23 protein-coding genes and 2 tRNA genes are annotated in these 24,193 nt (G+C 67.5%); 13 read left to right on the forward strand and 12 right to left on the reverse strand.

Annotated features, from left to right (window positions below; genetic code table 11):
• Nucleotides 1–9: 9 nt before the first annotated feature.
• The 5 genes from RQG77_RS16290 to RQG77_RS16310 all read left to right on the forward strand — a co-directional run bounded on the left by RQG77_RS16290 (nucleotide 10) and on the right by RQG77_RS16310 (nucleotide 1,815).
• Nucleotides 10–83, forward strand: a tRNA-Ile gene (locus RQG77_RS16290).
• 25 nt (nucleotides 84–108) lie between these two features.
• Nucleotides 109–181 (forward strand) — tRNA-Ala (locus RQG77_RS16295).
• 133 nt (nucleotides 182–314) lie between these two features.
• A complete protein-coding gene (locus RQG77_RS16300) occupies nucleotides 315–833 on the forward strand; it encodes a hypothetical protein (RefSeq protein ID WP_311245674.1) in 519 nt (172 codons plus the stop codon).
• 156 nt (nucleotides 834–989) lie between these two features.
• Nucleotides 990–1,370 carry a hypothetical protein gene (locus RQG77_RS16305; protein ID WP_311245675.1) on the forward strand — a complete coding sequence of 127 codons (381 nt, stop codon included), beginning with the start codon at nucleotides 990–992 and terminating at the stop codon, nucleotides 1,368–1,370.
• A gap of 163 nt (nucleotides 1,371–1,533) precedes the next feature.
• Nucleotides 1,534–1,815, forward strand: coding sequence for a hypothetical protein (locus tag RQG77_RS16310; protein ID WP_056310949.1), 282 nt, complete (start codon nucleotides 1,534–1,536; stop codon nucleotides 1,813–1,815).
• Between the two features lie 10 nt (nucleotides 1,816–1,825).
• Here RQG77_RS16310 and RQG77_RS16315 read toward each other — a convergent pair whose 3' ends face one another.
• Entirely contained in the window at nucleotides 1,826–2,746 is a 921-nt protein-coding gene (locus RQG77_RS16315; protein ID WP_311245676.1) for a LysR substrate-binding domain-containing protein, read from the reverse strand.
• 169 nt (nucleotides 2,747–2,915) lie between these two features.
• On the opposite strand from RQG77_RS16315, the gene RQG77_RS16320 reads away from it, so the two are divergent.
• The gene (locus RQG77_RS16320; protein ID WP_311245677.1) at nucleotides 2,916–3,707 is read left to right on the forward strand and encodes a gamma-glutamyl-gamma-aminobutyrate hydrolase family protein; all 792 of its coding nucleotides are present in this window, start codon (nucleotides 2,916–2,918) and stop codon (nucleotides 3,705–3,707) included.
• A gap of 30 nt (nucleotides 3,708–3,737) precedes the next feature.
• On the opposite strand, the gene RQG77_RS16325 is transcribed toward RQG77_RS16320, so the two are convergent.
• Both RQG77_RS16325 and RQG77_RS16330 read right to left on the reverse strand, forming a co-directional pair.
• Nucleotides 3,738–4,253 carry a DUF3253 domain-containing protein gene (locus RQG77_RS16325; protein WP_311245678.1) on the reverse strand — a complete coding sequence of 172 codons (516 nt, stop codon included), beginning with the start codon at nucleotides 4,251–4,253 and terminating at the stop codon, nucleotides 3,738–3,740.
• Nucleotides 4,254–4,319: 66 nt separating this feature from the next.
• Entirely contained in the window at nucleotides 4,320–5,363 is a 1,044-nt protein-coding gene (locus RQG77_RS16330) for a LacI family DNA-binding transcriptional regulator (RefSeq protein WP_311245679.1), read from the reverse strand.
• A gap of 195 nt (nucleotides 5,364–5,558) precedes the next feature.
• On the opposite strand from RQG77_RS16330, the gene RQG77_RS16335 reads away from it, so the two are divergent.
• The gene (locus RQG77_RS16335) at nucleotides 5,559–11,582 is read left to right on the forward strand and encodes a GH92 family glycosyl hydrolase (protein ID WP_311245680.1); all 6,024 of its coding nucleotides are present in this window, start codon (nucleotides 5,559–5,561) and stop codon (nucleotides 11,580–11,582) included.
• Nucleotides 11,583–11,667: 85 nt separating this feature from the next.
• Here RQG77_RS16335 and RQG77_RS16340 read toward each other — a convergent pair whose 3' ends face one another.
• Nucleotides 11,668–12,783, reverse strand: coding sequence for a Xaa-Pro peptidase family protein (locus RQG77_RS16340; RefSeq protein ID WP_311245681.1), 1,116 nt, complete (start codon nucleotides 12,781–12,783; stop codon nucleotides 11,668–11,670).
• 43 nt (nucleotides 12,784–12,826) lie between these two features.
• On the reverse strand, nucleotides 12,827–13,276 hold the full coding sequence (locus tag RQG77_RS16345; RefSeq protein WP_056511536.1) for a DUF1801 domain-containing protein: 450 nt from the start codon (nucleotides 13,274–13,276) through the stop codon (nucleotides 12,827–12,829).
• A 155-nt stretch (nucleotides 13,277–13,431) separates the two neighbouring features.
• Between RQG77_RS16345 and RQG77_RS16350 the strand changes: the two genes are divergently transcribed.
• Nucleotides 13,432–13,854, forward strand: coding sequence for an NUDIX hydrolase (locus RQG77_RS16350; protein WP_311245682.1), 423 nt, complete (start codon nucleotides 13,432–13,434; stop codon nucleotides 13,852–13,854).
• 17 nt (nucleotides 13,855–13,871) lie between these two features.
• Here the strand turns inward: RQG77_RS16350 and RQG77_RS16355 are convergent, their stop codons facing one another.
• Both RQG77_RS16355 and RQG77_RS16360 read right to left on the reverse strand, forming a co-directional pair.
• On the reverse strand, nucleotides 13,872–14,333 hold the full coding sequence (locus RQG77_RS16355) for a YbaK/EbsC family protein (protein ID WP_311245770.1): 462 nt from the start codon (nucleotides 14,331–14,333) through the stop codon (nucleotides 13,872–13,874).
• Nucleotides 14,334–14,383: 50 nt separating this feature from the next.
• Nucleotides 14,384–14,884: a hypothetical protein gene (locus tag RQG77_RS16360; RefSeq protein WP_056312058.1), complete on the reverse strand. Its 501-nt coding sequence runs from the start codon at nucleotides 14,882–14,884 to the stop codon at nucleotides 14,384–14,386.
• A 145-nt stretch (nucleotides 14,885–15,029) separates the two neighbouring features.
• On the opposite strand from RQG77_RS16360, the gene RQG77_RS16365 reads away from it, so the two are divergent.
• Both RQG77_RS16365 and RQG77_RS16370 read left to right on the forward strand, forming a co-directional pair.
• Nucleotides 15,030–15,587 carry a peptidylprolyl isomerase gene (locus tag RQG77_RS16365; RefSeq protein WP_056511528.1) on the forward strand — a complete coding sequence of 186 codons (558 nt, stop codon included), beginning with the start codon at nucleotides 15,030–15,032 and terminating at the stop codon, nucleotides 15,585–15,587.
• Nucleotides 15,588–15,608: 21 nt separating this feature from the next.
• Nucleotides 15,609–16,511: a rhomboid family intramembrane serine protease gene (locus RQG77_RS16370; protein ID WP_311245683.1), complete on the forward strand. Its 903-nt coding sequence runs from the start codon at nucleotides 15,609–15,611 to the stop codon at nucleotides 16,509–16,511.
• A gap of 90 nt (nucleotides 16,512–16,601) precedes the next feature.
• Here RQG77_RS16370 and RQG77_RS16375 read toward each other — a convergent pair whose 3' ends face one another.
• On the reverse strand, nucleotides 16,602–17,183 hold the full coding sequence (locus RQG77_RS16375) for a DUF6928 family protein (RefSeq protein ID WP_311245684.1): 582 nt from the start codon (nucleotides 17,181–17,183) through the stop codon (nucleotides 16,602–16,604).
• 139 nt (nucleotides 17,184–17,322) lie between these two features.
• The gene (locus RQG77_RS16380) at nucleotides 17,323–17,562 is read right to left on the reverse strand and encodes a cell division protein CrgA (protein ID WP_056310927.1); all 240 of its coding nucleotides are present in this window, start codon (nucleotides 17,560–17,562) and stop codon (nucleotides 17,323–17,325) included.
• Between the two features lie 86 nt (nucleotides 17,563–17,648).
• On the opposite strand from RQG77_RS16380, the gene RQG77_RS16385 reads away from it, so the two are divergent.
• Genes RQG77_RS16385 through RQG77_RS16395 form a run of 3 tightly spaced genes read left to right on the forward strand, consistent with a single transcriptional unit; the run spans nucleotide 17,649 to nucleotide 19,252 of the window.
• A complete protein-coding gene (locus tag RQG77_RS16385; protein ID WP_311245685.1) occupies nucleotides 17,649–18,443 on the forward strand; it encodes a class E sortase in 795 nt (264 codons plus the stop codon).
• Between the two features lie 21 nt (nucleotides 18,444–18,464).
• Nucleotides 18,465–18,620, forward strand: coding sequence for a hypothetical protein (locus tag RQG77_RS16390; protein ID WP_311245686.1), 156 nt, complete (start codon nucleotides 18,465–18,467; stop codon nucleotides 18,618–18,620).
• Complete coding sequence (locus RQG77_RS16395) at nucleotides 18,617–19,252, forward strand: glutamine amidotransferase-related protein (RefSeq protein WP_311245687.1); 636 nt, start codon at nucleotides 18,617–18,619, stop codon at nucleotides 19,250–19,252. The genes RQG77_RS16390 and RQG77_RS16395 overlap by 4 nt, the downstream gene beginning before the upstream one ends.
• Here the strand turns inward: RQG77_RS16395 and pknB are convergent, their stop codons facing one another.
• Genes pknB through RQG77_RS16410 form a run of 3 tightly spaced genes read right to left on the reverse strand, consistent with a single transcriptional unit; the run spans nucleotide 19,253 to nucleotide 24,193 of the window.
• Complete coding sequence (gene pknB / locus RQG77_RS16400) at nucleotides 19,253–20,947, reverse strand: Stk1 family PASTA domain-containing Ser/Thr kinase (RefSeq protein ID WP_311245688.1); 1,695 nt, start codon at nucleotides 20,945–20,947, stop codon at nucleotides 19,253–19,255.
• Between the two features lie 58 nt (nucleotides 20,948–21,005).
• On the reverse strand, nucleotides 21,006–22,742 hold the full coding sequence (locus tag RQG77_RS16405; protein WP_311245689.1) for a protein kinase domain-containing protein: 1,737 nt from the start codon (nucleotides 22,740–22,742) through the stop codon (nucleotides 21,006–21,008).
• Entirely contained in the window at nucleotides 22,739–24,193 is a 1,455-nt protein-coding gene (locus RQG77_RS16410; RefSeq protein WP_311245690.1) for a penicillin-binding transpeptidase domain-containing protein, read from the reverse strand. Before RQG77_RS16410 ends, RQG77_RS16405 begins: the two co-directional genes overlap by 4 nt.

Consider the following 24,193-nt stretch of genomic DNA (forward strand, 5'->3'; position numbering starts at 1 on the left):
GAGGTTGACGGGCCCATAGCTCAGGCGGTTAGAGCGCTTCACTGATAATGAAGAGGTCCCAGGTTCAAGTCCTGGTGGGCCCACTCCTCAACTCAATATTTCCCTCACGGGGCCTTAGCTCAGTTGGTAGAGCGCCTGCTTTGCAAGCAGGATGTCAGGAGTTCGAATCTCCTAGGCTCCACACTGTGTTGAGACAGTTCGAGAAGGCCCCGCCTGGTGCGGGGCCTTCTCGTTTCTGCCAGCGGATCGCGCGATCCACTCTCGCGGCATGAATATGATCGTCAAGTACGGCACAGATCTCGAACGGAGCGCGTGTGACTCTCAGAGGAAAGACTCTCGGCGCCGTCTGTGTGATCGCCGCTCTGCTCCTCACCTCGTGTGCGCCCGTCCCGACTGCGGATGAAGCGACGCCGGCGCCGACTCCTCCGTTCTCGGAATCGACGATCTCGATCACCTATGTGCAGGACGGCGAGCAGCGCGAGCTGGTCGCCCACCCGTCGAAACCGCTCTGCGACTGGGACGGCTACATCACGGTCATCGGTGAAGATCTCGTCGTGCCGAACGGGGTGATGCTGTCGCTTGAAGACGGCAGCGAGTCGACCATCACGGGCTGGGTGGGCGACGACGGGGTGGCTGCCAACTTCCGGTCGAGTGGTGACGTGTCGATCGTGCGCGGCGAGGAATCCTCTGTGCTCTTCGTGTCGGACTTAGAAGGGTCCGCCGACATCGCACCTCGGGAGGTCGGCGTCGCCGCCTCTATCGACACGGTCATCGGGGAATGGGAGCGTGTGGACGCGACACTGACTTTCGCCGTGACCTGTCCGAACGAGTGACGACTGCGTCGATGCGCCCGTCCACAGTTGTTAACAACCCTGTTAACAACTCCGCAGCGCCCCTCCACACCTGTTAACAAGGGTGTTAACAACTCCGCGGCGGCACTGGATCCGTCGGCTCCCCGCTCGCTGGACGCGTGACGGTACGATCGCGGCATGAGCTCATCGGTGCGCGCGACGACGGAATCCCCCACCCGCCGAAAGCGGTGGGTCGTGCGCCGCCGTGTCGTACTGCTCATGAGCCTGTTCGTCATCCCGTTCGCGATCTCGGCGCTGCTCAACAGCTACGGACCCCTCACGGCAGACAGCGCGATCCGGATGGCATTCGCGACAGTCGCGGGGCAGACTATCGCCATCGGCGGCGCGGTGGCCGCCCTCGTGATCACGGTGGTCTCTCGCCGCAGCATCCCCGGCGTCATCTTCTTCGCTCTGATCGCGCTCGTCGTCACGATGTACGCGTTCACGGTCATGGAAGGCGCCGGTGAGCTGCTGCTCGAACGGCTCGACGTGGTCGCCGAGACCGCGCGCCTGAACTGACTTCTGATTCCACAGGTGTGGATGGATCTGTTAACAACTCGGACGACCTACGAAAAGGAAGGGCCCCCGATGTTCCGAGGCTGCGCATCGACCCCGTCTCACGGGAGCGGCCGGTTCGCAACCCCCCTTTTCAGGTCGGGAGCCCCGGCGTAGCGTGCCGGGCATGAGCGACGCGAAGACGATGATCCAGACAGAGGTGGTCTTCGACGGGACGAGTTATCTGCTCGCCCAGGACCAGGATGTCGGAGACCTCCGACATCGCATCGAGGACGCCGCGAGGATCGGCGGCACATTCGTGGATGTCGTCGTCGTCGGCAACCGGGCGGTGAGCGTTCTCATCACGCCGACGACACGAGTGGCAATCAGCGTCTCGACGGTGGCGTACGACCCTCGAGACACGGGTGACATCGACTTCCCGTACAGCGGGTATTACGACGTGCTCTGAGCTTCGCTGCTCAGACAGGTCGAGCGGTGGTGAGTGCCTCAGCCGCGTCGTGGAGGCACTCGATGAAGGCCGCGCAGATCGCGCTCTCGTCTGCTCGAACCTGCCTGGCAGCCAGGAGCCGCGTCGTCGGCGACCCGGCGAGCGGAATCACGGCGATCGACGGTGGCACCACCTGGCGCACCGATTCGGGCAGTATGCTCGCGCCGACGCCCGCCGCGACGAAACCGAGCGCCGTCTCCTGGTGCACGACTTCCTCCGCGATCCGCATGGCACCCGGGGTGATCCCCAGCACCTCGTGCACCCGATCGACGTATCCGGGCATGAGCGAGTGCGGGTAGGCGATCATCGGCACGTCGAGCACCTGCTCGGCCGTCACCTCCGCGTGGGTCGCGAGGGGATGAGTGATCGGCACGCACAGCACGAGGCGCTCCTCGAACACGACCTCGGCGATCAGCTCGGGTGAGTTCGCACCGGCTCGCGGGAACTCGTCTCGCACGAGGCCGACATCGAGAGCGCCGTCGCGCAGGCGGTCGATCTGCTCGCCCGACGTGAGCGGGACGAGAGACAGTGAGACGCGGTCACGACGCGATCGGAACAGCCTCACGACCTCGGGGAGCACCGTGTAATTCGCCGAGCTCACGAAACCGGCCGTGAGCTGGCCGGCGAGCCCGTCGACGTAGTCGCGCATCTCGGCGCGCACGGCGTCGACCTCGTCGAGGATCCTCCTCGCGCGCTCCTGCAGGTGGCGGCCGGCCGGTGTCAGTGTCACCCGTCGGGTGCTGCGGTCGAACAGTGGCAGACCGACCTCTCGCTCGAGGCGACCGATCTGCACGCTCAGCGGCGGCTGCGACATGTGCAGCCGTCGCGCTGCACGCCCGAAGTGGAGCTCGTCGGCGACCGCCATGAAGTAGCGCAGTTGACGGAGTTCCATCTCGGAACGATACGTGCGATGTATTACCGCGGCGTTACGCGCGCATTGCGAGCAAATCGCTATCAATCCGACGGGAAAAACGTATTTGACCTGGGATTGTCGCGGGGCGTTACCTGTAAGCAGTACGTGATGGAGGGATCAGCACCATGACCGCACCCCGGGTCGCAGCATGAGCGTGCATGTCGCCCTCTTCCATGTGCGCACCCGACGCCAGGCGGCCGCGGCCGCGTATCAGACGCTCCTGGACAGCCTCAATGCCTCAGCCGTCGCGGCGATCGAGCGAGTGGGCTGGACGGCATCGCTGCACGCCGCCGGTGAGGCCCCAGAGCCGCAGCTGAGACGGGCGTCGCGTGAGGCGGATGTCATCGTGCTCCTCGGCGGCGATGACATCGAGCCTCTGCTCTATGGGCAATCCGACCGCCGGCCGCAACGCACCGCCTACCAGCGCCGCGCGGACCGCACGCAGATCGCCGTCGTCATGGAGGCGGTGCGATCGAGGCGCCCCCTGCTCGGGGTCTGCCGGGGGATGCAGCTGCTCAACGTCGCGCTCGGCGGCACACTCCACCAGCACGTCGGCGGGCACCGCAGCACGGGGGACGATCCCTTCGTCGCGACCGATCTGAACGACCTCCGTGCCGTGTCGCCGAGGCTCCGGCAGCCTCTGCTCTGCACGCACCATCAGGCCGTCGATGAGCTCGGGCGAGGGCTGCGCGCGATCGCCCATTCCCGCAACGGCATCGTCGAGGCTGTCGAGCACGAGTCGCTTCCGTTCCTCGGCGTCCAGTGGCATCCGGAGCATCCGTCCCTCCCGCCGGATCAGTTCACCGAGCTTCTGCGGATCGTCCATCGGAGGGGTGCGACTCTCGATCCGGTCACCACGATGGCCGCCGTGGGGCCGCTGGAAGTCACGCGACCGGTATCGCTGTCGACCCATGGGCGGGCTGCAGTCGTGCGCCACTGACACGCCGACGGCTGCCCGCGGAAAGATCGTTCAGATCTTCGTTCCGCGAATGATCCGCACGGGTCCGCGGACCTCGCGGATGCTCACGGGTTCGCCCTTCTGGGTGACCACGATCTCGTCGCGGTCGGCGAGCTCTGCCGCCACCCGACGGACATCGGTCATCAACGAGCGCCAGGACTCGCCGCCGACCGTGCGGGCGACGTCGCTCGGGCAGATCGAGGACTGCTCGCGCTTTCGAGCGAGAGATCGGATGGTCGCCGCGATGCGTTCGTCGAACGCATCACCCGAACGCTCCTCCCACCACGGTGCCCCACGCTCGCCGAGCGCGGTCTTCGCATCGTGCACCCGGCGCCTGGCGTCGACCTCCGCGGACTTCACCGCTCGCCGTGCCGTCATCAGCTCGTCCACCAGCTCCTGACGGAATCCATCGGGGATCGAGGGGTCGGTGGCCCTCCAGCGCCGGCCGTCGATGATGACGTGATGACCGTCGGCCGTGCGCTCGGGACCGGCCTTCTCGCCGGATGGTGCGCCGCTGTCTGCTGCCATAGGGGCAGTCTGCCGTCGTCGGGCCGACCGCCCCAGGGTCTTGACGAAGTCGGCAGGGCGGGTCGGTCAGGTGCTGCGGGGCCTGACCGGTGATGGATCCCCGGTCGAGCGCCTCTCGATGAGCCGCATCGGAAGCACGACGTTCTCGACCGGTCGCGCGCGATCGCTCAGGCGAGCGAGCGCGAGGCGTGCCGCCTGCCTGCCGAGTGACTCGACATCGCCCGTGACGACACTGATGCCGAGCACTCGAGCCCACTCGGGTTCGTCGAAGCCGATCACCGCGGGGCGGTGGGCATCGTCGCCTGCAGCGACCTCTTCCATCACACCGAGCAGGATGCGGTTGTTCCCCGCGACGACCGCGGTGGGCGGATCATCGAGCGCCAGGAGCTCGCGCATGCACTCTCGCGACGACGGCACGTCGTGCGCGTCGGTGCGCAGCAGGTCGCGCCACCGCGCCCCCTCAGCATCGAGCACATCGCCCATGCCGGCCAGACGCTGCCGGTAGGTGGGAAGCCACGCGTAGTCGCCGATGAAGGCGATGCGGCGGTGGCCGGCCTCGATCAGATGCCGCGCCGCGAGTCGTCCGCCCTCGCGGTTGTCGAAAACGACGGAGTCGGCCGCGAGATTCTCGGCAGGCCGATCGACGAACACGACCGGGATTCCCCTCGCCTGCAGCTGCGAGTACTCGGAGTGATCGGGCATCGCCGAGACGGTGATGACGGCTTTGGTCTGCCTGTCGGCGAGGTCATGGGCGACGCGCTGCTCCTGTTCGGCGGACTCACGGGAGTTCGCGACCGACAGGTGCATGCCGTGCGTGCGGATCTCGTCTTCGATCGCGTGGGCGAGGGCCGAGTAGAACGGGTTCGTGAAGTCGCCGGTGATCAGCCCGATCGAATCGGCGAGGCGGCCGCTCGCGAGCAGACTCGCGGCGGCATTGCGCTGGTAGTCGAGCTCGGATGCTGCTGCGAGCACGCTGGCGAGGGTCTTCTCGCTGACGTACGACTCGCCGCCGAGCGCACGCGAGGCCGTCTTCAGGCTCACGCCTGCCCGCGCTGCGACCTGCGCGAGGGTCGGCCGAGGTGCGCCGGCGCCTGCGTCGGTTCGGTTCATGCGTCCCCTCGTCCCCTCCCGTGCGGGTGGATAGCTCATTATCGCGGGTAGGTCTTCGCACGCGGCTCTTCCCCGCATCCCGCGCGCTGTGATAGCGTCCTCAGCATATGACAGCGATGTCATATCGTCACGCGGCATCTCAGACGGTCCGCGACAGACAGACGACACACTGCAGTGGAGTTCAGAGGAGCAACCATGAGGGTCCCCAGCCCGAGGAACGCACGATCCGCCCGCCGTTCGTGGGCGGCAGCCGGCGTCGCCGCCACGGTCGGACTGGCCATGCTGACGCCGATCTCGGCATCGGCCGCGGCAGGCGAGACGACGTTCGCGTCGTCATTCGAAGCCGCTGACACGGCCCCCGCGCTCGCGGGTACGGGCGAGGCCGTCAACGTCACCGGGAGCCGCTTCACGCCGGGCAGCGTGCTCGGCAGCGTCACCGCCGTGACCGCCTCGGCGCAGAACACGCCCAACGAGGCCGCAGCATTCGTCGCAGACGGCAACTCGGCGTCGAAGTGGCTCGCGTTCACGAACACGGCGTGGGTGCAGTACCAGCTGGCAGCGCCCCAGCCGATGACGAGCTACACGCTCACCTCGGGCAACGACGAGCCCGACCGCGACCCGAAGGACTTCCGGGTGCAGGGGTCGACGAACGGCACCGACTGGGTGACCGTCGACGAGCGCAGCGGTGAGCTGTTCTCCGGCCGCGGCGAGACGCGCACCTTCACACTCGCGACTCCGAGCACCGAGTATCTCTACTACCGTCTCGACGTGCTCGCCACGAAGACCCCCAGCAAGAACATCGTGCAGCTCGCCGGGTGGGAGCCGATCGCCGTGGCCGGCGCGACGCCCGAGGCGTCCGACCTGATGCTGCAGATCGGCAACGGCCCCACGAGCTCCGACACCGCCAAGACCGGCGTCGGCTTCACCGGCACCAAGGCGCTGCAGTACGTCGGCCGCCACCTCGACGCCGGCCCCGCATCGTCGACGAGCGTCCTTTACGACGGCGTCGACATCGCTGTCGAGGGCGACAGCGAGCTCTCGTACCTCGTCTTCCCCGTGCTCGACGGCGAGCAGACCTACGCCGCCACCTTCGTGGCCGTCGACCTCACCTTCGACGACGGCACCCGGCTCTCGACCAGCGGCGCTGTCGACTCGTACGGCTACGGCGCGAATGCGCGGCAGCAGGGCCAGGCCAACGTGCTCTGGCCGAACCAGTGGAACAAGGTCACCGTCGATCTCGGTCAGTTCGCGGGGCGCACCGTCGATGACATCGTCTTCAGCTACGACCACCCGGGCACCGATGTGAAGGGCGTCGAGGTTCCCACGGGTGCCACGGCCTTCAGCGGCTGGCTCGACGATGTCGCGATCGGGGCGGCAGAGCAGCGCGACGACACCGACGGACTCGTGTCGTACGTCGACACGCGCCGCGGCACCAACTCGACCGGTGGTTTCTCGCGCGGCAACAACCTTCCCGCGACCGCCTGGCCCAACGGCTTCAACTTCATCACCCCGATGACCAACGCCGACAACGTCGGGACGATCTACCAGTACCAGCGGGCGAACAACGCGCAGAACCTGCCAGCGCTCAACGGCATCGGATTCTCGCACCAGCCGAGCATCTGGATGGGAGACCGCAACCAGATCGCGGTGCTGCCCGCCGCGAACGGCAACCCCACGTCATCGCTCAACGATCGAAAGCTCACCTTCCACCACGAGAACGAGACCGCGCGGCCCGACATCTATTCGGTCGACTTCGACAACGGCATCCGGACCGACGTCACGGCGACGGACCACGGCGCGATCTACCGTTTCGAGTTCACCGGCGACACGAGCTCCATCCTCATCGATCAGCTTGTGAACTCGTCGAAGCTGACGATCAGCGGCGACACGGTCTCGGGGTGGGTCGACGGCGGATCCGGATGGCCCGGACGCACGCGCATGTTCGTCTACGGAACGTTCGACAGGGAGCCGGCCACGGCTGGAGCGACCACCCAGGGCGACCGCAACGGCACCGCTCGCTACGCGGCCTTCGACACCACGTCCGACCGCACCGTCGAGCTTCGGCTGTCGTCGTCGTTCATCTCGCAGGACCAGGCGGAGAAGAACCACGAGTTCGAGCTCGACGGAGTCTCGTTCGACCAGGCGCACGCCGCCGTGCGCGACGCATGGAACGACCGCCTCGGCGTGGTGCACGACGTCGTGGGAGCGAGCGACACCCAGCTCGTCACGCTGTACTCGAGCCTGTACCGCCTGAACCTGTACCCGAACTCGCAGTTCGAGAACACCGGCACCGAGGCCGACCCGGTCTACAAGTACGCGAGTCCCGTGTCGGCGACGACCGGCGCCGCATCCGACACCCAGACGAACGCCAAGATCGTCGACGGCAAGATCTATGTCAACAACGGCTTCTGGGACACCTATCGCACGGCATGGCCGCTCTACTCGCTGCTGTACCCCGACGTCACGGAAGAGCTGGTCGACGGATTCGTGCAGCAGTATCGCGACGGCGGCTGGGTCGCTCGGTGGTCGTCTCCCGGCTATGCCGACCTGATGACCGGCACGAGCTCCGACGTCGCCTTCGCCGACGCGTACCTCGCAGGTGCGCTCACGACCGACACGGCACTCGAGGCGTACGACGCCGCCGTGAAGAACGCCACAGTGCTCCCAGCATCCAATGCCGTCGGGCGGAAGGGCCTCGCTCAGTCGATCTTCCTCGGGTACACCGAGGAGACCACGCACGAGAGCGCATCGTGGGGTCTCGAGGGGTACATCAACGACTTCGGCATCGCCGAGATGGCGAAGGCCCTCTCCGAAGACCCGAACACGCCTGCAGAGCGCGTCGAGCAGCTGAAGGAGGAGGCGACGTACTTCGAGGCCCGTGCCGAGCACTACGTCGAGATGTACAACCCCGAGGCGGGGACCTTCACCTCGCGCAACTCCGACGGCTCCTGGACGTCGGGTGCGGACTTCGACAAGAAGGCCTGGGGCGGTGCGTTCACCGAGGCGAGCGCCTGGACCTTCGGCTTCCACGCTCCGCACGACGTCGACGGACTCGCCGCCCTCTACGGCGGACGACAGGAGCTCGTCGACGTGATGCACGAGTTCCTCACCGTGCGTGAGAAGGCCGACTACTCCGGCATCCACGAGGCGCGTGAAGCACGCGACGTGCGGCTAGGGATGCTGGGGATGTCGAACCAGATCGCGCACCACATCCCCTACGTGCTCGCCGAAGCAGGCGACCCGTCGGGGGCGCAGGAGCTGATCCGCGACATCCAGGACCGACTCTTCGTCGGGTCGGACATCGGACAGGGCTACCCGGGTGATGAGGACAACGGCGAGTTCTCGGCCTGGTACGTGTTCTCGGCACTCGGCTTCTACCCGCTGGAGGTGGGCTCGGGCGACTACACGATCGGCACGCCGCTGTTCGACAGCGCGACCCTGTCGCTGGGCGGCTCCGACCTCGTGATCAACGCCTCCGGCGCATCGTCCGGCAAGGACTACGTGGCAGGCGTCAGCATCAACGGCACGCCCATCGACGAGACGACCTTCGACGGAGACCTGCTGCGCTCCGGTGGCACGCTCGACTTCACGATGAGCGCCGACCCGTCGGCGTGGGGCGCGAAGGATCTCGACGAAGACCTCGAGATCCCGACGACCCTGGTCGACGCGACCAAGCCGGGTCGCGGCACTCTCGCGGCATCCGACGGCACCCCCGTCGGCTCCCTCGTCGACGACAACATGAACTCGACCGTGACGTTCGCGGGGGACACGGCCGAGCTCGTCTGGACCTCGCAGTCCGGACCCGTCTCTATCGGTCAGTACACGCTGACGAGTGCGGCGAAGGGCAGCGCGCCGTCGAGTTGGACGCTCTCCGGATCGATCGACGGCACCACCTGGACCGAGCTCGACAGTCGAGAGGGCGAGACCTTCACGTGGGACTCGCAGACCCGGCCGTTCACGGCGACGGGCGCGGGCGGCTACACGAGCGTCAAGCTGACGGCGAAGACCGGCGGCTCCGCACTGTCGCTGTCAGAGGTCGAGCTGTTCGCCTCCGCATCCTCGGCAGAAGGACTCTCCGTCGCGGCGGGCGCTCCGCAGCGTGTGGCGGTCGACACCGAGTTCACCGGCTCGCTCGCGACGGTCGTCGGCACTGAGACGGATGCGTCGGGCTACGACGTCACGGTCGACTACGGCGACGGCGTCGAGGTCACGGACGTGGCGTTGACCCGTGATGCGCTGGGCGGATGGAAGGTGAGTGCTCCGCACACGTTCACCGCTCCCGGCACGTACTCGGCCGTCGTGACGGTGCGCGACTCGAACGGCGCGATGGCGCAGGCCACAGCCACCGTCACGGCCTTCCGCGACGAGACGTTCGTCGGAGCGTTCAACAACGTCTGCATCGGCGATCTGGGAGTCACCGCGGCGAACTGCGATTCGCAGGGCCACGGGTACTTCCGCGACAAGATCAACGCCGACGGCTTCGTTCAGGGCGAGACCCTCACCGTGCCCGGCACGACGTTGACGTACGACCTCCCGGCGGTGCCGGCGGGCGCGCCTGACAACATCACGGGCGAGGGACAGGATGTGCGTGTGTCGCTCGGCTCCGGTGCGACGCAGATCGCGTTCATCGGAACCGCGACCGAGAGCAACCGCGATTCGGAGGCGACGCTGCATTTCACCGACGGCACCGAGCAGAAGGTGATGATCAGCCTGGGCGACTGGGTCGGCGCATCCGGAAACCCCTACAAGGGCAACACCGTGCTCACCATCTCCGAGGGGCGACTCTCGGGAACCGGCGCCGAGTCGAGCGTGAAGAACACGGCGATCTACGCGACGGCCCCGATCACCCTTGCGGTGGACGGAGACGGTGCGCCGAAGGTGGTCGAATCGCTCACGATGCCGAAGGAGCCGGGAGAGCTCAACGACGGCCGCGTGCACATCTTCGCGCTCGCCTCCGACGGCGACCGTTCGGCGACCGCCGACCTCACGGTCACGGCGGGCACGGTGGACGGTCAGATCACCGGTGAGGAGTTCGACGCCGAACTGGCGACGATCACCGGTGGCGCCGGTGAGACGTCGGCGATCATCAACTGGGGCGACGGATCACCCGTCGCGGATGTCGAGATCGTGGACGGCGCGATCACCGGAACTCACACCTATGCCACGGCCGGCACCTACACGGTGACGATCACGGCGGACGACGGTGTGAAGTCCGCCGACGCGCAGCTGCAGATCGCGGTGGTCGATCCCGAGCCCGAGTACGCACCAGAGATCCAGGCGCCCGCTCAGGCGGCACCCGGAGAGACGGTCACGATCACGGGCACCGGCTTCGCGCCGGGGGAGAACGTCTCGATCCGCATCGACGACGCGGAACCGGTGATCGCGGAGGCCGGGCAGGATGGCGAGATCAGCGGCGACATCGTCGTGCCGGCGGGTGCCGTCGACGGGGATCACCCCGTGGTCGCCCTCGGTGACGTGTCGAAGGTCGAGGCGAGGGCATCGCTCCTGGTCGTCGGCGATCCGTCTGCTCCGAAGAACACCTCGGTGACGCTGGCCTCGGGGTCGGACGACCCGGTCGCGGGCGAATCGATCCCGCTGATCGCGACGGTGAAGCCCGCGGGCGCGGCCGGCACGGTCGAGTTCCTCGAAGGCGACCAGATCGTCGGATCGGCGAGCGTCTCGGCCGGCATCGCCACGGCCGATGTCACCATCGCGACGTCGGGCGAGCACACCTTCGTGGCGCGGTTCGTCCCCTCCGACCCCGGTGCCTTCCGCCCGTCGGAGTCGACGCCGCTGACGATCGACGTGCGGAGCACTCCGGTGCTCGACGCGGAGCTCGTGACCGGAGCGAGCAGCGTGGTCCAGGGCGGAAGCCTCGAGATCACGGGTCGCGGGTTCGGTGCGGGCGAGGTCGTCACGATCACGCTCCACTCCGAGCCGATCCGACTGGGTCAGGCGACTGCCGACGGCACAGGTGCCTTCCGCATCCAGGTCACGGTGCCCGCGGACGCGGAGGTGGGCGCCCACACGCTCATCGCCGTCGGCGCAGCATCCGACCTGAGTGCGGAGGCGCCTCTCACGGTCACGGCCGCGGCGTCCGCAGGCGGCGGACTCGCCGGCACCGGAGGCGTGGTCCCGATCGCGGCGATCGTGGTGCTGCTCCTGCTCCTCGCCGCAGGTGGCGTGCTGGTGATGCGCCGCCGGCGCGTGGAGGCATAGCCCCTGCCCCACTCCCCCGGAAAAGAGAGGCCGCCCACCCCGTCCCCGGGGGTGGGCGGCCTCTGTCGTCAGAATCCCTCTGTCGTCAGACAGCTCTGAGGTCGTGCGGCGCGACGTTCAGCCGCTCGCACCCATCGGCGGTCACGACGACGATGTCCTCGATGCGCGCACCCCACTCCCCTGCGAAGTAGATGCCGGGTTCGATGCTGAACGCCATGCCCTCGCGCAGCACGAGGTCGTTGCCCGGTGCGATGTACGGCTCCTCGTGCACCGAGACGCCGATGCCGTGGCCGGTGCGGTGCAGGAACGCCTCGCCGAGTCCGGCGTCCGTCAGGACCTGTCGTGCGGCGGCATCCACCTCTTCCGCCGTCGCACCGGGTCGAACGGCGTCGACGGCGGCCTGCTGCGCGCGCACGAGCACGGCGATACGCTCGGCGGCGTCACTGTCGGGCGTCCCGACCACGTATGTCCTGGTGCTGTCGGAGTTGTATCCGCTGGGCACCGCACCCCCGATGTCGACGACCACGACCTCGCCGTCGTCGATCACCCGGTCAGACACCTCATGATGCGGATCGGCACCGTTCGGCCCCGAGCCGACGATCACGAACTCGACCGTGCGGTGACCCTCGGTGACGATCGCCTCGGCGATGTCGGCGGCCACCTCGCGCTCCGTCCGTCCGGCGCGCAGCCACTCGGGCACGCGCCGGTGCACGGCGTCGATCGCCGCGCCGGCCCTTCGCAGCTCGGCGATCTCGTCGGCATCCTTGATCATCCGGCTCTCACGCAGCACGGGGGTCGCGAGCTCGACGCGCACGCCGATCCGCTCGGCGAGCGGGATCACGTGCAGGGCGGGGAGAGCGTCGGAGACGCCGACGCGGGAGACGGCGCCGAGAGCTGCGGCCACGAGGTCGTACGGATTCTCACCGTCGACCCAGTCGGACACGGCGAGACCGAGCTCGCCGACAGCTGTGCTGCGCACCTTCGCGAGCTCCATCCGCGGAACGACGATCGTGGGCGCGAGTCCCGGTCCGAGCACGAGTGCAGTCAGCCGCTCGATCGTGTCTCCCTCGACGCCGACCAGATACTGCAGATCGGGGCCAGGACCCACGATGATGGCGTCGAGGCCGGCGTCGGCGGCGAGGGATGCTGCGCGGTCGAGTCGGGCGGCGTACACGGAGGCGGGGAACGGCAGTGTGCTCACGGCATCCACGCTACTGCGCGGGCCGCCGCCCGGGATAGGCGACTCAGCTCACGGCGAGGCGGATGCGGTCGGTGAGCACCGCGCGGTTCGCGGCAGTGAGGTCGAGCAGCGCGTACGCGGTCGGCCACATGGTGCCGTCGTCGAGGTTCGAGATCGGCTCGAAGCCGAAGGTGCCGTAGCGGACCTTGAACTTGCTCGCCGGCTGGAAGAAGCAGAGGACCTTGCCGTCCTTGCCCCACGCCGGCATGCCGTAATACGTGCGCGGCATCAGTTCGGGGGCGACCTCGGTCACGAGGGCGTGCAGCGCCAGCGAAAGCTCTCGATCCTTCTCGTCGGGCAGCTTCGCGACGGCTGCCTCGAGGTCGGCGACTCCCTCGGCGCGCACCTCCTCGGGGGTCTTCTTCGCCCGCGAACGTGACTTGCGCTTGTCGGCAGCAGCCTCCTTCATGGCCTCGCGTTCTTCGGCACTGAAGTTCTTCTCATTGTCAGCCATGGCCGACTCCTTTCACGGGGTGAACTGCGATGTCCCTCACACTACGGACGAGGCGGTCAGCTGTGCTTCTCGATTCCTGATCGATGTGTGAATGCCCACAGGGGCTCGCGGACACAGGTGGCGTGGGGGCATCGGCGTGGCGTTAGTGTGATGGCATGGACATGCGGGTCGCGGCATACGCGGTCGTCACCGATGACGACGGGCGCATACTTCTGGCGCGCTGGACCGAGGGGCGCCGCGTCGCGTGGACCATGCCCGGCGGGGGTCTCGAACCCGGCGAGGCTCCGGAGGACGCGGTCCGGCGGGAGCTCCGTGAGGAGACGGGTTACACCGTCAAGGTCGGCGAGCTGCTCGGCATCCATTCGCGGGTGATCCCGGCAGGTCAGCGCGTGACCCCATCAGATCAGCCGCTGCACACGCTTCGCATCGTCTACCGGGCGACGGTCAGCGGAGGAAAGCTGAGCTTCGAGACCGACGGCTCCACCGACATGGCCGAGTGGTTCACCCGCAAGTCGGTCTCCGAGCTGCAGCGCGTCAAGCTCGTCGACATCGCGCTGCGGATGGCCGGAATCCTCTGACGAGAGCGCGACGGAGGTCAGTCGCGAGGCTCTTGGGGCACCGAGATGTCGGCGACGGTCGCGCCGTAAGCCGAGATCAGGTCGTCGGCATCGACGAAGAGGCTGTACCCGTGTGCTCCGGCGCCCATGGCGATGCGCTGGCCCACGATCGACTCGTCGGCGAATACGGGCCAGTCGGTGGTGCTGCCGATCGGCACGATCGTGCCGCGCTCGTAGCCGGTCGCCGCGAGGGCGAGATCGGGCTCGGGCAGACGGAGCTTGTTGACACCGACGACCGCACGCAGCTTGGGCCACGAGATCGACCGGCCGCCTGGAACCAGCGCGAACAGGTAGGTGTCGTCGGATCGCTTGACGACGAGCGTCTTCACGATCCCGGAGGGAAGGATGCCGAGCAGCTCCGCGGCCTCGAAGAGACTGCGAGCGGCGGGCCGCTCACGGATCTCGATGTCGAGGCCGCGTGAAGCCGCGGCATCCCTCACCCGAGCATGGAGATCACCCGGCTCAGCGGCCGGGGACTCCGATGTCGAGGTCACGCGTCGGGAGCGGAGAGCGGGTCGTCTGCGACCCAGAGCTCGTCATCGGCGCGCAGTGCCTGCCAGGCGGCGTAGAGGACGCCCGCAGCGGCGGCGACTCCGAGGATCAGGGCGATGACCGAACCGACGCTCGGGCCCTTGGGCTCGGGCTGGGTGGCCTTCTTGACCTTCTTGACGACACCCTCGCGCTTGGCGTTCGCGACGTCCCACGCGGTGAGCGCGGTGCCGACGACGCCGCCGACGATCGGAACGACCTTGTCATCGACGACGTGGTGGCCGAAGCGCACCCCGCGGTCGACGACCGGCGCGACGCGACGGTTGTAGGTGTCCTGCACGACAGGACCGACCTGCTCGCGGCCGAAGTGGCCGAGCTGGCGTCCGGCCTCGCGGGCGACGTCGGCGGCGTGGCCGACCAGGACCTGCTGGTTCTCCCACAGCTGGTTAGCGTCGGCCTGAAGACGACGCAGTTCCTTCTTCCGCTTGCGGCTGATGCTCACGATGCTCTCCTGTCGATTGGAGTACGGGTTCCCCATCTTGCCACGCGACCCTGGATGGGGGGAGGGAATCGCCGAACCCTTGCGCCGAGGGCTGAACAGCGGTAGTGGCGGGCCAACTCATGGGAAGCTCTGCGAGAATGAGTGCATGGCTCACGCTTCTCATGTCGCAACCCTGCACACCAACCACGGTGACATCGTCATCAACCTCTTCGGCGATCACGCTCCGAAGACGGTCAAGAACTTCGTCGGCCTGGCCGACGGCACCCAGTCCTGGACCGACCCCGCCACCGGCAAGCCGGGCGAGGGCGCGCTCTACTCGGACGTCATCTTCCACCGCATCATCCCGAACTTCATGATCCAGGGCGGCGACCCGCTCGGACAGGGCGTCGGCGGCCCCGGCTACAACTTCGACGACGAGATCAACATGGAGCTCAACTTCAACGAGCCCTACATCCTCGCCATGGCCAACGCGGGCCTGCGTCGCAACGCCATCACCGGCAAGGCCGAGGGCACCAACGGCTCGCAGTTCTTCATCACGACCGACCCCACCCCCTGGCTCCAGGGAAAGCACACGATCTTCGGCGAGGTCGCCGATGACGCCTCCAAGGCCGTCGTCGACGCCATCGCCGCCGTGCCGACCGCAGCGGGCGACCGCCCGATCGAGCCGGTCGTGCTGCAGTCGATCGACATCGTCGCGGCCTGACGCCGACGCTGGCCGATCCGGATGACGACGCCTGAGTTCGCGGACAACCGCGACAACTTCTGCTACCGGCATCCGGATCGGCAGAGCTTCGTGCTCTGCCAGCGGTGCCTGCGCACCATCTGCCCCGAGTGCCAGACCCAGGCAGCAGTCGGGGTCATCTGCCCCGAGTGCATGGCTGCAGAGCGCAAGAACCGCACTCCTGCCCAGAAGAAGGCCGAACGCCGCTGGGGCGGGCGCAACACCGCGACAGCCACCGTGCGCAGCGGCCGGCCGATGGTCACCTATGTGCTGCTGGCGGTCACGTCGTTCATCGGGCTGCTTCAGCTGATTCCCGGTGTCGGGGACCTCATCACGCAGCAACTGCTGTTCGCCCCGAGGTACCTGTACCCCGATCTCTCGCTCCTTCCCTTCGAGCCGTGGCGACTTCTCACGGCCGTCTTCGCCCATGGCGGGTTCCTGCATCTCGCGCTGAACATGCTCGCCCTGTGGATGCTGGGGCAGAGCCTCGAGCCCATGCTCGGTCGGGTGCGATTCCTGTCGCTCTACCTGATCAGCGGCCTCGGCGGCTCGGTCGCGCTCGCCGTGCTCGACCCGTCGGGCGCCACAGTCGGCGCCTCTGGAGCGGTCTTCGGCCTGATGGCCGCCCTGCTCATCATCGGCCGACACATCGGCGCGAACGTGACCGGGATCCTGGTGATCCTCGGCATCAACTTCGTCATCGGGTTCGTGTTCCAACAGAACATCGCCTGGCAGGCGCACCTCGGCGGAGTGATCGTCGGCGCGCTCGTCGCGTTCATCCTCACCCGCACGCGTCGTCGAGAGCAGCGCACACTGCAGATCGTGCTGCTCGCAGCCGTCGTCGTGGCACTGGTTCTGATCGTCGCCTTCCTGCCCCCATTCCTGATCACGACGGTTTATTCCTGATCAAGAGTTGTTAACAGGGTTGTTAACGGGTGTGAATAACATCTGTGTAATTCTCCCCATGTTGGGGATAACCTGTGGATAACTCGGGGTTCACGGCCTGTCTGCCCTGGCGTATGTGTAGAGCGCGACGTCGTCCCAGTCCACAGGGTTGGCGAGGCGCGGCCCGGCATCGCCTGCGAGGTTCAGACTTGAGGCCAATGCTGCGTTGCACAGTTCGAGCCATCGTTCATCGCCGACGGGTCTGACTCCTTCGAACTCCTCCGGGCTTCCCGTGTCATCCCAGACCCCTGCCGTCGCGTTGACCGAGAAGGATCGGACGAGGTTCGAGGCTGACCAGTGACCGTAGGCGAACATGTCGTTGACTGAGTACGCCGTCAGCAGGCGGATCTCCGCCCACTCGTCGAGCTTGAAGTAGCGCGGATTCAGAATCGGCGGGTCGTAGAGATGCGCATCACGAGTTGCGATGAGAACGCCGTCTTCGAAAACACCGACCGCTGGAGTCGGGCGGGGTGGGAAGCACACGTCGAGTAAGCGGCGCGAAGAGCCTCGGCGGTACGGGGTCCGGGGAAACAGCCGGTGCATGACCGCGTCTGCCTCCTGCGGCTCGGTGGGGCGGGACAGGTCGATCGTGCCAGTGCGCGAATAGACCAAGAACGAAAAGCTGAGTCCCATGTGCAGAGCCTAGGCGAGACCCCCCGGGCCAAGCGTCGGGTTCAGGTCGTGATCGAGCGCTCCTCAGAGAGCGCCCTGACTATGCAGAAGGCCCCTCTCGCCGAGACGAGAGGGGCCTTCTGAAGAAGAGGAGCGGGCGTCAGCGCCAGCGGGTGGTCATGAGGAAGCCGATCAGGGCGATGCCCAAGCCGATCGCGAGGTTCCAGTTGTCGAGACCCGGAATCGGGAACTGCATGCCCGAGATGTAGAACACGAGGATCCACGCCAGACCCAGCAGCATGAAGCCGACCATCACCGGCTTGAACCACACGGCGTTGGGTGCGGCTTCGCCTTCGCTGCGCGGAGCTTCGGGTTCTTCGGTCTTGCGGTCGCGTGCCATTCCCACAGTGTACCCAAAAGTCCTATATCCCACGGAGAATCAGGCGACCACGGCTGGACTTCAGGTCAGCGGGATAAGATCGCGCCATGACTGCATCCGTCGTCTCGGGGGAGCGACGTGCACACCGCCGCCGCCCTCGATCGCGCGCCACTTTCACGAGCGTGCTCGGTGAGCTCCTGCTCACGGCAGGCGTGCTGGTGCTCCTGTTCGTCGCGTGGCAGATGTGGATCGGCGACATCATCATCAGCGCTCAGAAGAACGACGAGGGTGCAGCCGTCTCGCAGGAGTGGGCGAGCGGTCCCACGCCCGAGCTGCCTCCCGTCGTCGAGACCGATGACGGAACGACGATGTACGAGCCGGTGATCCCGGCGCCTCCGGCCGACACCCAGCTGCTGGGCCAGATGCACGTGCCGCGATTCGGCTCCGAGTACAACGTCGGGATCTACGGCGGCACCAGCCGTGCCCGCACGCTCGACAAGCTCGGCATCGGCGTCTACACGGACTCGAAGATGCCCGGCGAGGTGGGCAACTTCGCCATGGCCGGCCACCGCACCACCTGGGGCAAGCCCTTCAACCAGCTCGACAAGCTGCAGGTCGGCGACGCGATCGTCGTCGAGACGCCCGACGGCTGGTTCACCTACCGCTTCCGCACACTCGAGTACGTCAAGCCGACCCAGACCGAGGTGCTCCTCGACGTGCCGCAGATGCCCGGAGTCGCGACCGGCGAGAAGTACATCACGCTGACCGCCTGCTCCCCTCTCTACTCGCTCGCCGAGCGCATCGTCGCCTACGGGGTGTACGAGAGCTTCCAGCCCCGTGCCGAGGGTCCGCCCGCGGCGCTCACCGACCCGCCCCCTCCGCCGGCCGCGCCGTCGATCTAGCCGAACGGAACGAGACGACCCATGTACGCCGCACTCTGGCGCCTGTTGCCCGGCCCGTGGTGGCTCAAGCTGTTCTTCCTGCTCGTGCTCATCACCGCCGTGCTCTACGGCCTGTTCTGGTTCGTGTTCCCCTGGGTGAGCCCTCTGATCACCCCGGGTGAGGTCGACCTCGAATGACCCGCGTGCTGGTCGTGGACAACCACGACAGCTTCGTGCACACCCTCGTAGGGTACCTCCGCGAGCTCGGCGCCGACGTGACGCTGATCGAAGCGGATGCCACGGACGCGGCCGGACTCGATGAGTTGCTGCCCGGGTTCGACGCCCTCATGCTCTCGCCGGGGCCCGGGAGGCCCGCGGATGCCGGAGCGTCGCTCGACGCCGTGCACATCGCGGCGCGGCTCCGAATGCCGCTGCTCGGCGTGTGCCTCGGGCACCAGGCGATCGGCGAGGCGTTCGGCACCCCGGTGACCGAGGCGCCTGAGCTGATGCACGGGATGGCGTCGCGGGCCACCCACGACGGTTCGGCGCTGTTCGCCGGCATCCCCTCACCGTTCGCCGTCGGTCGCTACCACTCGCTTGCGCTCGCCGAATCGGCGCTCCCGGACGACGTGATCGTCTCCGCGCGCACCGAGAGCGGAACCGTCATGGCTCTCGCCCACACTGACCTGCCGATCCTCGGCGTGCAGTTCCACCCCGAGAGCGTGCTCACAGAGGGCGGCTACCGGCTGCTCGCGAACTGGCTCGAGCTGTGCGGCGATGAGGATGCCGTGGCGCGATCAGCCGATCTGCATCCGCTGTCGCGAGCCTGATCAGCCCGCGGCGACGCAGTAGCGCAGCTCGACGGTCGAGCCGATCGCCACGTCACCGGGGGCGGCCGACATCGACGCCACGGTCGGCGGGTTCGTCGGCGCGCAATCCGTCAGCTCGACGGGGCTCGCGCTCAGACCGATGCGTTCGAGTTCGGCCTGGGCGGCTTCCATCGTCCAGCCGGTGACGTCGGTCAGCGTGACGCGACCGCTCGCGACCACGAGGTTCACGACCGTCTTCGGTGCGACCTCGCTCTCGGCGGTCTCGCTGGCCTCCATGACGGTCTCGGCCGCCAGGCCCTTGTCGTTGCGTTGTATCACCGTGCCGAGTTGGAGCCCGGCGGCGGCCAGAGCATCCTTGGCCGCGGACAGCGACAGCCCCTCCAACACCGGGACCACCACCGTCTCCTTGCCCGACGACACGTAGACCGTGACGGAATCGCCCTCGCTGACGGCTGTGCCGCCCTCGGGATCGGTGCGGATCACATTGCCCTCGACGATGTCACTGCTCGACTCGAGCACGAGCTTGGCCGTGAGGTCGAGTTTGCCGAGGTCTTCCTGAGCGCGCTCGGATGAGACGTTGACGAGATCCGGCACGACACGTGAGCTCGACGGAATCTCGTCGGGGCGCATGCTGATCGTCCAGACCCAGAACAGCACGGACGCCAGCAGCACGGCCAGCAGCGCGACACCGGCCCAGATCCACGCGACGGGCGGACCCGACTGCGTGCGCGCCATGGTCGTGTCGGTGCTCAGCTGCCGCAGCGAGCGGGCGGTCTCCTGCGCCGCGCGAGGACTGGGACCATAGAGCTCGCTCGTGAGAGCACCGAGCTCCTTGCGGCTCGGCGCCTGACCCGAGACCGCGGAGTCCAGCGCGGCGCGGAAGTGCGCAGCATCCGGATACCGCTGGTACGGATCTTTGGCGAGGGCACGCAGCACGATCGGGTCGAGGGCTCCGGGGGAGTCCTCGTTCACCTCGGTCGGCGGGACCGGGGTCTCGCTGACGTGCTGGTAGGCGACGGCCACGGGGGATTCGCCGCGGAACGGCTGGCGTCCCGTGAGCAGCTCGTAGAGCACGACACCGGTCGAGTAGAGGTCGGCCCGTGCGTCGACGGGCTCGCCCTTGGCCTGCTCAGGTGAGAAGTACGCGGCGGTGCCGATGATCTGCGTGGTCTCGGCGACAGTGGACGACGAGTCGGACACGGCTCGGGCGATGCCGAAGTCCATGACCTTGACCTGGCCCTTGTCGGTGACCATGACGTTGCCCGGCTTGATGTCGCGGTGCACGACGCCCGCGCGGTGCGAGTAATCGAGGGCCTCGAGGATGCCGTCGACGTAGCGCACGGCATCCTCGACGGGCACGGGTCCCTTCGCGATGATGTCTTTCAGCAGGGTGCCGCTGATCAGCTCCATCACGATGTACGGAGGCTCGTCCGTGCTGCTGTCGGTGGTCGACGGGTCACCCGCGTCATACACCCGCACGATCGAGGGGTGGGACATGCGGGACGCCGACTGCGCCTCCAGACGGAAGCGCGTGCGGAACGCGGTATCGCGGGCGAGCTCGGGGTCGAGGATCTTGATGGCGACGGCGCGGCCGAGGGTCAGGTCGTACCCGCGGTACACCTTCGCCATGCCACCGTGACCGATGAGCTCGTCGACGCGGTAGCGGCCCGCGAGAACGCGTTGCTCTGTCGACACGTACTGACCCCCTGATACGACCTGATGAATTGTCCCAGACTACGTTGCGTGCGGCGGATCAGCCTTCGCCTTCGCCGTCGTCGACCGGTGTGGCGGGAAGGATGATCACGCCCTGCATGGCGTCCGACTGCGCGGACGGCATGTCGCTTCCGCAGAAGACGCGGTACGTGGCCGTGATGCTCTGACCGGCGGTGCCGGGGATGATCTGCGTCGACAGCACGCTCGGACCGAAGCTGCGGATGGACTCGCCGGGGTTGCCGCCCGAGAACGTCGCATTGGTCAGCGTCACCTCGAAGGCGGAGCGTGCAGGAGTGCCGGACGGGCACTCGAAGCTCGGCCAGTTGAGCGTGACGGCAACACCCTCGGTCGCGGTCCCTGCGATGGTCGGGGTTCCGGTCGGCTTGCCGACCTGGACCTGCTCCTTGTACGTCGTGAGGGTGAGGAGCGTCCCCGCGGGCACATTGCCACCGGGCTGGACCGACTCGACGGTCCCGACCTGGTTGGCGCTCGGAGCGACGGTGTTGCCGACGACGCACTCGGCCTGCAGACCCGCGTTAACCGCGGCCGCACGCGCTGCCTCGCACTGCATGCCCTCGAGGCCGAGGGCATCGACGTCGACCTGCTCGGGCTTCTGCGTCGGCGTCTCGGACGGTGTCGGCTTCGGCGTCTGGCTGGTCGTCGCCGAATCGGTCGGCTTCGGATCGCCGTCGCCCTGGTTCATCAGCGCGAAGACCGTTCCGCCGAGCACGATGACCAGCAGGGCGATGAGGGCGATGAGCGGCCACGTCCACGGGCTGCGCTTCTTCTTCTTCTTCTCGCCGTCCTCCAGGGCTTCTTCTCCCGTGGGGAGCTGAGCCGTGGTGGGAAGGATGCGAGTCGTGCCGTCGTCGCCCGATGCCGTCAGCAGTCGGGTGGCGTCGTCGGAGGCGACACCACCGGTCGCGATGGCCGGAACCGCGATCGCGGCGGAGTTGAGGTCACCGCGACGCAGAGCCTGCGCGGCACGGGCGACCGTGGCGGAGGACGAGGGCCGGTCGGCCGGCTTCTTGGCGATCATCGCCATGACGAGGTTCTGCACCGGGATCGGCACGGTCGGCGGCAGCGGCGGAGCCTGCTCGTTGATCTGCGCCATCGCGATCGCGACCTGCGACTCACCCGTGAACGGGCGCTTGCCCGCGAGGCACTCGTACGCGACGATTCCCAGCGAGTAGGTGTCGGTCGCGGGGGAGGCCGGGTGTCCCGAAGCCTGCTCCGGAGAGAGGTACTGCACCGTTCCCATGACCTGGCCGGTGGCCGTCAGCGGCACCTGGTCGGCGATGCGGGCGATGCCGAAGTCGGTGATCTTCACGCGTCCGTCGGGCGTGATCAGCAGGTTTCCCGGCTTGATGTCACGGTGCACGAGACCGGCCGCGTGGGCGGCCTGCAGAGCGGATGCCGTCTGCGCGACGATGTCGAGGGTCTTGTCGGCGCTCAGCGCGCCGTCGCGTTCGAGAACGGTCGAGAGCGCCTCGCCGGGCACGAGCTCCATGACGAGGTAGGCGCTGCCGTTCTCCTCGCCGTAGTCGAAGACGCTCGCGATGCCCTCGTGGTTCACGAGTGCGGCGTGGCGCGCTTCAGCGCGGAACCGCTCGAGGAACCCGGGGTCCCCCATGTACTCGTCCTTGAGGATCTTGATGGCCACGGTGCGGCCGATGACGTGATCCGTCGCCTCCCACACCTCGCCCATGCCGCCGATCGCAATACGCGACTGCAGCTCGTAGCGACCACCGAACGACACACCCTGCGTCGGTCTCATCTGCCCAGCACCGCCTCTATGACCTTCTTTGCAATCGGAGCGGCGATGGTGTCGCCGGATCCTGACTGCCCTTGTCCACCGCCGTCTTCGACGAGGACCGCTACTGCCACCTCGGGGTCGTCCGCCGGCGCGAAGCCGGTGAACCACAACGTGTAAGGCTTGTTCCCGTTCTCGGTCGTACCGGTCTTCCCGGCTACATCGACCCCGTCTATTCTTGCACCCTGCGCAGCCCCGTTCGAGACGCTGGCGACCATGGATGCCGTGATCTGATCGGCGATCGTGCCATCGAACGCGCGGCCGAACTCGGAGTCGTCGTACGCCCTGACGACCGAGAGGTCGTTGCCGATCACGGTGTCGACCAGGCGGGGGTTCATGACGACGCCGTCATTGGCGATTCCGGCCGACAGCATCGCGATCTGCAGTGGAGTCGCGGTGACCTGTCCCTGGCCGAAGCCGGTGAGCGCGGTCTGCGCGTCGTCGAGTGCCCGGGGGTAGCTCGACGGCGTGGATTCCAGCGGAGTCGAGAAGCTCTTGTTGAAGCCGAACTTCTCGGCCATCTCGCGGATCGCGTCGTCGCCGAGCTCGACGGCGAGCTCGGCCATCGGGATGTTGCAGCTCAGCCGGATGGCTTCGGAGATCGTCACGGTGTCGCCGTTGCCGCACGCGCCGCCCCAGGCGTTCGCCACGGTGTTCGTGGAGCCGGGGAGGGTGTAGCGCGCGGGGTTCGGCAGGGTCGAGTCGGGAGTCCAGTTGCCGGACTCGTACGCGGCGGCGGCCACGACGAGCTTGAACGTCGATCCGGGAGGATTGAGGTCACCGGCGATCGCCCGGTTCGACAGCGGCTTGGCTGGGTCGTCGACGAGCTGGTCGTAGGTCGCGTTCGCGGCATCCGCGTCGTGGGTCGCGAGCTGGTTCGTGTCGAATCCGGGGGTCGAGGCCATCGCGAGGATGCGTCCGGTCTTGGGCTCGATCGCCACGACCGCGCCGTTGAGCCCCTCGAGGGCCTGGTACGCCGCGGTCTGCGCGGCGGTGTCGAGCGACAGCTCGACGCTGAATCCGCTCTGCGGCTGGCCTGACAGGATCCGCTCGATCTCAGCGAAGAACGCACTCGATCCGGTACCGGAGAGGTCGGCGTTCATGGCCCGCTCGATGCCGGTCGCGGATTGCAGCGCCGGGTTGAAGTACCCGGTCACGGGGGCCCACATGGCGGCATCCGTGTAGACGCGCTGGAACTGATAGGTGTCGTCCGACGGGGTCGACGAGGCGATCGCGACATCGTCGACGATGATCGATCCGCGCTGGATCTCGTAGCTGTCGAGCAGTGTGCGCTTGTTGTGGCTGTTCTGACCGAGGGCATCGGCCTCGACCACCTGAATCCAGCTGGTCGCCGCGAAGAGCGAGATGAACATGAACAGCATCACGATGCTGAGACGGCGGAGTTCTTTCGTCAT

Origin of the sequence: Microbacterium sp. WCS2018Hpa-23 (assembly GCF_031843845.1) — a bacterium.
Classification (GTDB): domain Bacteria; phylum Actinomycetota; class Actinomycetes; order Actinomycetales; family Microbacteriaceae; genus Microbacterium.